This is a genomic window from Paracoccus shandongensis (genome assembly GCF_017315735.1).
GTDB lineage: Bacteria > Pseudomonadota > Alphaproteobacteria > Rhodobacterales > Rhodobacteraceae > Paracoccus > Paracoccus shandongensis.
The window spans coordinates 1-9,732 of the sequence record NZ_JAFLRK010000058.1 but is presented as its reverse complement, the minus strand read 5'-3'; the positions used below and the strand labels follow the sequence as shown (position 1 = coordinate 9,732).

General features: G+C 60.7%; 8 protein-coding genes. 2 read left to right on the top strand and 6 right to left on the bottom strand.

From position 1 onward, the window contains the following. Positions 1 to 133 precede the first annotated feature (133 nt). Both JX613_RS20440 and JX613_RS19205 read left to right on the top strand, forming a co-directional pair. Positions 134 to 511, top strand: a complete 378-nt coding sequence (locus JX613_RS20440) for a transposase (protein ID WP_207103084.1) — start codon at positions 134 to 136, stop codon at positions 509 to 511. Between the two features lie 214 nt (positions 512 to 725). Beyond that, the gene (locus JX613_RS19205) at positions 726 to 1,304 is read left to right on the top strand and encodes a hypothetical protein (RefSeq protein WP_207103082.1); all 579 of its coding nucleotides are present in this window, start codon (positions 726 to 728) and stop codon (positions 1,302 to 1,304) included. Positions 1,305 to 1,451: 147 nt separating this feature from the next. Here the strand turns inward: JX613_RS19205 and JX613_RS19200 are convergent, their stop codons facing one another. The 6 genes from JX613_RS19200 to JX613_RS19175 form a co-directional block, all read right to left on the bottom strand. Further along, complete coding sequence (locus tag JX613_RS19200) at positions 1,452 to 1,718, bottom strand: transposase (protein ID WP_207103081.1); 267 nt, start codon at positions 1,716 to 1,718, stop codon at positions 1,452 to 1,454. Between the two features lie 11 nt (positions 1,719 to 1,729). After that, positions 1,730 to 1,879, bottom strand: coding sequence for a hypothetical protein (locus tag JX613_RS19195; RefSeq protein WP_207103080.1), 150 nt, complete (start codon positions 1,877 to 1,879; stop codon positions 1,730 to 1,732). 95 nt (positions 1,880 to 1,974) lie between these two features. Next, positions 1,975 to 2,340 (bottom strand): helix-turn-helix domain-containing protein, encoded by a 366-nt coding sequence (locus JX613_RS19190; protein ID WP_237168746.1) that lies wholly within the window; start codon positions 2,338 to 2,340, stop codon positions 1,975 to 1,977. A gap of 256 nt (positions 2,341 to 2,596) precedes the next feature. Beyond that, the gene (locus JX613_RS19185; protein WP_207103079.1) at positions 2,597 to 5,782 is read right to left on the bottom strand and encodes a hypothetical protein; all 3,186 of its coding nucleotides are present in this window, start codon (positions 5,780 to 5,782) and stop codon (positions 2,597 to 2,599) included. A 521-nt stretch (positions 5,783 to 6,303) separates the two neighbouring features. After that, entirely contained in the window at positions 6,304 to 8,895 is a 2,592-nt protein-coding gene (locus JX613_RS19180) for an aminotransferase class III-fold pyridoxal phosphate-dependent enzyme (protein WP_207103078.1), read from the bottom strand. A gap of 248 nt (positions 8,896 to 9,143) precedes the next feature. Next, entirely contained in the window at positions 9,144 to 9,566 is a 423-nt protein-coding gene (locus JX613_RS19175) for a hypothetical protein (RefSeq protein WP_207103077.1), read from the bottom strand. Between the last annotated feature and the right edge of the window lie 166 nt (positions 9,567 to 9,732).

Genomic DNA, 9,732 nt, shown 5'->3' with positions numbered 1-9,732 from the left:
CGCCTGCCGGTCACGCTGGCCTTCCTGTGGGAAGAGGCCGGCCAGCCCCGCGCCATGATCCAGCCCTTGCCTGTCTGACCCGCTTGCGCTTGGATATGCGCCCAGCAATGAGCGACGATAATCGGGGCGCCGCCTGTCCGGGGCGACCAGCAAGGTCCATGCCCTGGCCGATTCTCAAGGCCGACCGGTCGCGCTTGCTGTGACACCCGGAAACATTCCGGACATTCATATGGCTGTTCCGCTTCTAAAGGGACTTTCCCGTCCCAAAAGGCTAATTGCCGACAAGGCCTACGATGCCATGAGCCTGCGTCGCTGGCTCAAGCGCCGGCGCATCAAAGCGGTGATCCCCTCTTTGGCCACACGCACCTTTCCCTTTCCGCTCGATCGGAGAGCATACAAGCGGCGCAACGTCATCGAGCGAATGGGGGAAGGCTCAAGAACTGGCGCCGTATCGGATACGGCTGCCTTGCTCGTAACTACCTGGCCAGTCTGGCGCCAATTTCTATCGTAATTGCTCGGACCTGAATGAATTCTCTACCTAGTGAGCAGGACGGGGGTTGCACCGCTGCGACCAATAGACCCGTACAGGATATCGAAGCCAATTCAACAGAAATCCAGGTTGCAAAGCGTTCAAGCGATACAACTACTGGACAGCGCTTCTTTTAGGAGCAATTATCTTCGGACGAGTGCTCGCGCGCTCTTCTCAGTTGGCTGGAAAAATTGTCATGTTTAAACTTCTGTCTTCGGCCATCTTGGCCATTCTGCCCCTGGAGGTGCTGGCCGCCTCTGCTGTGTCACCCGTTATTGACGTGCCTGAAGCAGTCGGCACTTTTGTCAGTTACAACGGCTATGGTGACTTCCTTAGTTCGAGTGCTTTGGCCACGAGTCAGGATTTTTCTTTCGAAGGAGAGTTGTTTGCCGAACTCAGCCTTAACTTCGACCTTGCCGATCCTTATGCGAGTGCTGGCGGCTTCTTTGATCTGAGCAATGATGGCAAGACCGTGCTTGAAGGCATGTTGAGCAGTCTCGCTCCGCAAACCAACATGCTGTTGCTGATGTTCACTGAAGTTGGCGGCGAACTGGCCTCGTTGTTTGGTGATACGCTGGTAATGGAACTGAGCTTTCTTGACGCTCTTGGCGATGATCCACTTGCGGCGCTGACCGAAGGCACCAGCTATGATATCAACTATCTTGTTGAGGGGAGTGTTCAACCGGCACCCGTCCCCCTCCCGGCTGGCGGTCTGCTCCTCCTTTCGGGGCTAGGCCTGCTCGCGCTGCGCCAACGCTTCAAGCAGACTGCCTAAATCCATGCAAGTTCAAGTTCGGCAGGTCTCAATGGCCAGAAAGGCTTGCATGTGACGGGCCGCTAGAGCCTGTCGCAGTCAATCGGCCTCATATCCTGCAGCTTTAAAGTAATTGTAGCACTCCTCGTCGGAGTAGAGGTTGCAGATCTAGCCGACCGCCGCCCAAAGCTGATCGTAGGTGCGGGCGGCGGCTTTTCTGATTAGCGTCTTGAGTTTTGAAAAGGCCACCTCGATCGGGTTGAGGTCGGGGCTGTATGGCGGCAGGAACAGGAACCAGGCGCCGATATCGCGCAAGGCTGTCGCTGCGGCCGAGCTCTTGTGGCTGGAGAGATTGTCCAGAATGAGCCCTTCCCCGGGCCGGAGTGTCGGGACCAACTGGGTTTCGGTGTAGAGATCAAACATTTCGGCGTTCATTGCGCCGTCAATCACCAAGGCGCGTCTAACCGGTCATGGCGCAGGGCGGCAACGAAGGTCTGGGTGCGCCAGTGCCCGAACGGCGCATGATCGACGAGGCGCTGCCCGAGGGGTGCCCAGCCGGTGGTCTTGGCCATGTTCGTCTTGATTCGCGGTTTCATCAATGAATGCCAATCGCTCCAGATAGTTGGCCATGAAAGGCTGGCGTCTCGCGATCCAGACATGGTGCAGAGCGGCGACGTCCTTTCGCTTCTGTTCAAAGCGCCTGCAGAGTTTTTCTATGGCTCAGTCCGAGACCCGGCAGAACGCGCCAGACGGTGGCGCGGTGGACGTCGTTGCCATGCGTTTCAGCCAACTCGGCCACGAGCTCATCAAGCGTGATCCCGCTTTTGGCCGTGACACAGGCCTCAAGCCAGCCAGTCACGTCCACCAGCTTGCCATGTCCGCCGCCGTTGCCTTGTCGTCTCGCCGTCAAACATCCGGTCTCGCGCCGCAGCTTCACCAGATCATTGACGAACTTCGGCGACATCCGAAAGTGCCGAGCCGCCTGACGGTGCCCGAGACCCTCGTCCACATAGGAAACGACCCGCGTCCGAAGCTCCAGAGGATGTAGCTTGCCCATCTGAAATCTCCATCTGTCTTAGCAGAAGAGAATCACGTCAGTGGCAGGCTAGTAAGCCTGAATCTTGATGCCTGAGATACGCTCTCGCAGAGCCTGTTCACGCACATGAGGGCAGAGGTATGCTCGTTGCATCCGAAAATCTCCGGGCGACAGTTGCTCCGCGTCTTTTGCCCGGACCCTCAAATCTTGAAACGGCGGATCTCGTAACAATGATCAACGGCTGCTCCGGCGAAGGTCGAGTTGGAGCCAGGGGCGCTTACGCGCCCACTAGCAGATAGTCATTTTCGAAGGTGATGTTCGTTACTGTTAAATCGCTGCCGCGAATATAGATTGCGTCGTCCCGGCCTGCCGGGTCGTCTAGGTAAGCGACAACCGTGTTGCCCGCCTGCTGCAAGCTGGCAATCCTTACATCCTTGGCCAGAGCAATGCTGTCTATGCCCACTTCATAATCCATGATAGTGGTTCGAATGCGGACGCCGTCCAAGGCCTCAAGGCCAAAGAAGAAAGTATCTGCGCCGTCACCGCCGGTCAGTTGATCCATGTTGCCTCCCGAGCCGATTAGCACGTCATTGTCATCGGTCCCCTCTAGGCGGTCGCGGCCAATGGTTCCCACAACAATGTTCAAATCGGGTTGTAATTCAGTCCACAAGGCCTTCAACGCAGCATCCTGGGTATGCTTGATGAAATTGGCATCACCCGTCGTAATGGACCGGATCTGCCCGGTGCCCTTGCCGGCCTCGCTGACCAGCAGGACCACTTCGTCTTGGGTGTAGTCATAGCGTATCAAGGCGTCGCGGCTGGTGCCAAGGCCGGTGATGGCGATGTCATCGAAGGATCCGATCATTTGGTCTGCATCGACCAGTGTCCAAACCCCTTCGGCCTTCTTGTCCAAGGCGGAAAGATCGACGGCCAGCGTTCCGTCAAGGCGCACCCCCGAACTCACATATGACGTCTCGAAAGCGCCCGAATGGAATTCAGCGATCTTGCCCAATCCGTTTGCGTCCGCGATGAAAGAGAGGGTCGCTTCGTTATGCATTTTGAGGGTCGCCGACTTGCCGTCGCTGCCATCAAAGCCGGCCTTGGCCTTGCTGCCGGTAATCGTCAGGCTGCTGCCGTCGGTCAGGTAGAACTGTCCGCCAGCGGTCGCTAGCAAAAGCTGCGCATTCTGCGACAAGCTGATCCGGGTTTCCCCTTCGAAAGCTCCGGTATTGGCAAACCGCCCCCCTGCCAACTCGATGTCCAAAAGATCGTTGTCATGATAGCCATCGATCCAAACCTGCCCGGCCCTGTCTATTGACAAGGATGCGCCCTTGTCGCCGACGCTGACGTTGCCGTCGATCGTCAGCTTGCCCGAGGTGGCGGCAAGCTTGCCGAAGTCGCCGAAATCGAAATCATCAACAGTCACGGTGTAGTTGCCGAAGCGGACGGCGTTGCCGGCCAGGTCGACGCTGTCGCCTTCCCGCGTTCCAGGCAGATCCTCCGTGGACCAGTTCAGGCGATTGTCCCAACGGACCCCGTCGCCACGCTCGTCCGGCGTGAAGACCAGCGTCTCGGCTCCGGTCCTGGCTGCCATATCCAGACCAAAGCCTTCTCGGAAGAAAGCGATGATCAGGTCTGCGTCAGCCACCACGTCGAGTTCCCCATGCGCCTGGACCCGCAGGAAATTTGCCAAGTCAGCAATGGTGGCCCCTTCCTTTCCCAGCAACTCGGAGGTAAACTGCTGAATGGTGGTCGCGTTGAGAACGGCTGGCTCCAAGCCTTCAACACCCTGGTTGGGGTTCGAAGTCGCCTTTGGAGACTGCCAGCGATAGATGATCGTGTCGTTGAAGAAGGCTGAGGCGTTCAGGTTCAGCGCGAAATGGGTGACCCCCTTGGCCGCGATTTCGGCTGCGTTCGCAGGGTCGGCCAGATGTGCAACGATGTTCCCGATCAGCGAGGACTGCTTGCCGCCATCATCGATGCCCATCGACAGCGCGCCTTCAGCCTGCGACACCCGCTTGTGGCCGGCCGAGGTCACGAGGTTGTCGAGGAGCAGGGTGTAGTTCCCGACATGTCCCTTACCCTCGTAATTGCCGCCCATGAAGTTCAGCGCGGCGTTGTTGTCGATGAAGGCGTTGTCTTCGATGAAGCCGCCCGACCGGACCTGTGCCCCGAACGACGCGCCACGCAGGAAGATGTTGTCGCGCAGGGTGACATCCAGGTTGTCGGCCTGCATGTAGAGGTTGTGGCTATACATGGAAGGCGGCATCGGCGAGGTGGCGGCCAAGCTCCAGTCATAGCCTTCCACCCAGGCATTGTGATCAAACAAGTTCCCGTCCAGGAGGACGCCTTCGCTGCCGGAGATATAGATGCCGGCGGCACGGTTGATATGCGGAGACCAAGTCTCAGCACCATTGACCGGTGCATCGCGAATGATGTCCACAATGTCGCTGTTGCGGATGGTCAGGCCGTCGATGTTCTGAAAGTTGCCTCCCATGCCGCCAATTGAGACGTTGTCGATCAGCATGTTGATGCCCTGCAGCGCCTGCGCGCCGCCGGCCAGGTTGAGGCCGGTGACCACGGTATGGGATGACGTGTTCTGGAAAGCATTCATCATGCCGCCGATCACCGGATCATCACCCTCGCCATAGGCGCCGATGACTTGCGGATGCAGCTCTGACTCTCCATTGGAACCGCGGGCCACTAGGCGCGCGGCAGCGGGATATTCATAGCCGCGCTCGAAGAGCAGCCAGTTGGATGTGGTCTTGAAGGCGGTCGTGTTGTTCCAGAGGGCCATTCCAAGCTCAGTCGTGAGCGCCATGTCCTGGGTTGCCCCGTATTCAGGGTTCTTCGCAAGCCAGGCACCCCAACCGCCATAGGTCTTTCCGATTTCGGCCACAGTTGTGCCTTCCATCGTGGCTATATCTTCCATGGTCAGCGCATGCTGGCCTTCTGAGACGTAGACCTTGCGGTGATTCTCGCCATGCTCGAGTACTAGTTTGCCCCGGGCGTCGGTTTCCAGCATGTAGCCATCGCCGAGGCCCCAACCGTTACCCTGTTGAGCAGGGGTCAGGTCGATATTTGCGTCCACGCGGACAACAGATTTATCCGCCAGGGTGACCTCGTAAGCAAAGCTGACCTTGTTCCAGCCACGCTCCGCTTCCGTCATGACTAGGGTAATCCCGCTTTCGGGAGAAACGCTAACATGACCAGTCTCGGGCTGTTCCAGAATGCGGATTGAGTTGATCACCTGACCGTTTGTGACAGACTCGGGAATGTCCAGCTGCGCAACGCGGTCTTCTTGGGCATTGGCGGTCATGGCTTCCCGGATCAGCTCACCAGCGGCAGGATTAACAGACATCAGCTGCGACTGAGGTGCAGGCTCAGGATTAACAAGTGCCGACTGCTCAGGCTCACCCTGTTCCAAAGCTACTACTTGAGTGCGAGCAGCTGGATTATTCATTCAATGTCTCCTGAAAACAAAAGGGAGGTCTGCCGTTGATGAGGCCGTGAAGTATTCACTTGAATAAATCTAGGCGTTAGAAAAACAACTCTTAGATGAATAAAAATTTCTTATTAATATTTAATGATAAAAACCAAACATAAGCGAATAGAAGGCAACACCTCAGGCTATTCGGCTAAGCTCTAGGTAGAATCAATAGTCATGCACCCAGGCGTCTGCTGGGCACCACTCCAGCATCCCGAAATCCTTTATCGGCCCCGTTCACGGCGGTAAAGAAGCCGAATTCCCGCTGGTCCGCATCGCGCCTTAATATGTGGTGATATTTCTGTAAATCAACCTATGATTGCAAAAGTTTGCGGCGGCGTAGCTTCCCAACCAACGTGGCAAGAACCGAGAAGGCCCGCTCTACCGAGCGGGCTTTTTTCGTGTTGACGCCTCTGCACCGAGGGTACAATCACGATTTGGCCCGCCGAACCATCCGGTTCCGGCGGGCCTGTCATCAGCGTCGTCGGGGGCAATCCCTAGGCGGCGACCTCTCCCTGTACCGTGCGGCTCTTCCTGCGGACCTCTTGTGCAAAGCTGTCGAGGTCGTTTTCGCTGACCAGATCGCCGTACCATTGCGGCGGCGCCGGTTCGAAGCCGTGGGTTTCGGCGAGGCTTGCAAGCAGGTCGGCGCCTTCCAGCGACAGCGCGGAGCCGATGCTGAAGTCCGCGGTCTCGCCCGAGAGCGCCAGCAGCATGGTTTCGCTCAGGCAGCCCCAGGCGATGTTGGCGGGCAGGGTCTGGAAGGGGCCGAGGTCCACCGGCGCGGGCGGGCTGACCAGGCCGCCGTCAAAGACCAGCACGCCGCTGCCCGACAGCTCGGCGCGCGCCACGTTGGGCGGGCGGGCCACGTCGCAGACCAGGGTGCCCGGGCGCAGGCGGGTGGGATCGACCAGCACGGTGTCCGAACTGGTGGCCACCAGCACGATGTCCGCCCCCGCCAGCGCCGCGTCAAGATCGGTGGTGCAGGACAGCCCGCCCCCATGACCTTGGGCCCCCTGGCCGCTGCGCAGGGCCTGCGCCAGACGGCCCGGCGCCGCCCGGGCCGGGGTCTCGGCCAGCGACAGGCGGATCTCGTCGGCGACCTTGGCCAGCAGGCGCGGGGCGAAGGGGTTCTTGGCGTTGCCCACCAGCGTCATGCGCCCGGCGCGCCGCGCCAGCAGCAGCGCGCCCAGCCGGCCGATCGCGCCCGAGGCGCCCACCACCGCCACATGGGCCTCCTCCAGCGCCAGCCCGGTGCGGGCGCAAAGCTGTGTGACCGCCTTGACCGCCGCCACGGTGGTCAGGGTGTTGCCGCTGGTCACGGGCACGCCGCGCCCGGTCACCGTCTCGCCGCCGCGCGTCACGATGGAGGTGAAGGCGCCAAGCCCGACCCGGCAGGCGCCCTGGGCGCCCGCCAGATCCACCGCGCCCCCGATCATCGCGCGGGCCTCGTGGCGGCCCTTGCCGCGCATGTCGCCGGGCAGCATCGGCACCGAGAGGAGCCAGCCCGAGGCGCTGGCGCCGGTTTTCGAGACCACCGGGGGGATGCGGCGCACCAGCCCGGGCCCGAGGCGCTTGACCCAGGCCTTCCAGTCGGCGAGTTCCGCCTCATTGAACTGGCGCAGCGAGGGGTCGGAGCGGAAGATGTCCTCGTCCTCGGTGTAGTGGATCACGAAGCCGAACCGGCCGGACACCGGGGCTGCGCCGGGCAGGGGCGCGGGTTCGGGCGCGGGCTCGGGGGTCTCGACGGCCTTGGGGGCCACGGCCTCGGCCTCGGCCTCGGCCTTGGCGCGCCGGGCCACCAGGTGGCGCACCAGCGCGTAATAGTCGCCGCGATCGAGGATGTCGCAGACCGCCGCCAGGGCCTCTACGGCCCGGTCCAGGCCCGCGCGGTCCAGGATCAGCGGCGGCTGCAGGCGCAGCACCCGGCTGTCGTTGAACAAGGGCGCGGTCAGCACCCGCTGCACGTTGACCAGGTACGAGGCGATCAGCGCCGTCATGCCGCCGTTCAGCCCGGCATGGGCGATGATGGCCGAATCGCCGCGCTCTTCCAGCGGCTGGAACTCCAGCCCCAGCATGTAGCCGCGCCCGCGCACCTCGCGGATCACGCCGGGATGGCGGCGCTGCAGCGCCTCGAGGCGCGCCCGCACATAGGCGCCGTTTGCCGCCACCTGGCGGATCAGCGCGCCGTCGTTTTCCTCGAGCAGGTCAAGGGTCGCGCAGGCGGCGGTGGCGGCCAGCGCGTTGTTGGCGAAGGTCGAGCTGTGCAGCCGCCCGAAGCGGTCGTCCCAGGCCGAGGGGCGCACCACGCAGGCCCCGATCGGCATCAGCCCGCCGCCCAAGGCCTTGGACAGAAGCAGCATGTCGGGAACCTCGGTGAAGTCCGAGCAGGCGAACATCTGGCCGGTGCGGCCCAAGCCCGTCTGGATCTCGTCCAGGATCGACAGCACGCCATGCCTGCGGCACAGCGCGATGGCCGCCTCGACATAGCCTTCGGGTGGCACGACCACGCCGCCCTCGCCCTGGATCGGCTCCAGGATAAAGGCCGCGATCTGGCCGGCACCGGCTTCAAGGCGCGCCTCGAGGGCGGCCAGGTCGCCAAAGGGCAGGTAGTCGAAATCGGGCGCGGGGGCGTTGAAACCCTGCTGGTAGAGCGGCTTGCCGGTGGCCGACAAGGCCCCCAGGGTCTTGCCGTGAAAGCCGTTGCGGGTGGACAGGATCAAGGGCCGCCCGGTGCGGATGCGGGCCAGCTTGATGGCGGCCTCGACCGTTTCGGCGCCGCTGTTGGTCAGCGTGGTGATCGACAGGTCGCCCGGCGCGGCCTGGGCCAGGCGGCGGGCCAGCCGCTCGGCCTCGAGCGAGCGCAGCGGCTGGATCATCGAAGGCCGCTCGGCCGCGCGCGCCGCGCCAAGCGCCGCCCACACCGCTTCGGGATTGTGGCCAAAGGGCAGGGCGCCGTATTGGGACAGGAAATCCAGATACTCCGCGCCGGTCTCGTCAAACAGGCGCGCGCCCCGGCCCCGAAGCATGGCCACGTCAAGGGCAAATGTCTCCAGCAAATGCGCACGGGTAGGGTTCAGCAAGGACATCAGGACTCCGTTGGGTTCGATAAGGAAGGATGCCCCGCAACAGACCAGGCCACTTTCCAAATCCTTGAAGGCAGGCGCAGATGTGCTGCGCTTCTGCCTTGTCCGGGGTTCACAACTTTAACGGGAATCATTGCGGTGCGCTTAACTACCACGAGTTGATTCATGCAAAGGATGGATGCAAACGCATATCAAACACTAATTGAAACCATAACCATTGCGGTCAGATTAACAACCAATGTAAAAAATTTTTAAATGATACAGATATTTTTACCGAATTCGATGGATGAATTTATACTACTTGCACCTGAGTTTCGAAGACTGTCAAAGATTGCCAATTGGCGCAAAGGAAAGATGCCAGTGCCGCGATCGCAGTTCGGCTCTCCGCCTAGCCTTGACAATCTATCGGGAGTTGAAGCTGCTTTGCAGTTCACCATAAGCTGGTCGCATATCCGGATTTGAAGGCAGTGCTCGAGGATGCGCTCAAGGCCGGTTGGTCTACAGAACAGATTGCTGGCTAGATTCGGCTTGAGCAGTACCGTATTTGCGTCAGCCATGAAGCCATCTTCCGCTTCGCCTACCCAAAGCTTGGCATAGAGGAATAGGCAGGACATCTGGACGCAAGCGATCCGATCAAAATCATCAAAGAGTTCTTTTGTGTAGATTTGGATCACAAATCTCCGGCAGTGCTGGCGCAATATTCCCCACCTTCGGGTTCAGCGATCAGCCGTGCAGGTGATGGGCACCTCCATTTTTGACCGCCGTCTGGAGTGAACCCCTCTGGCTGGACCCCATCGCACCATCTGAACTAAGCCGCCTTCTGGGCGAACAGGGTTTCGA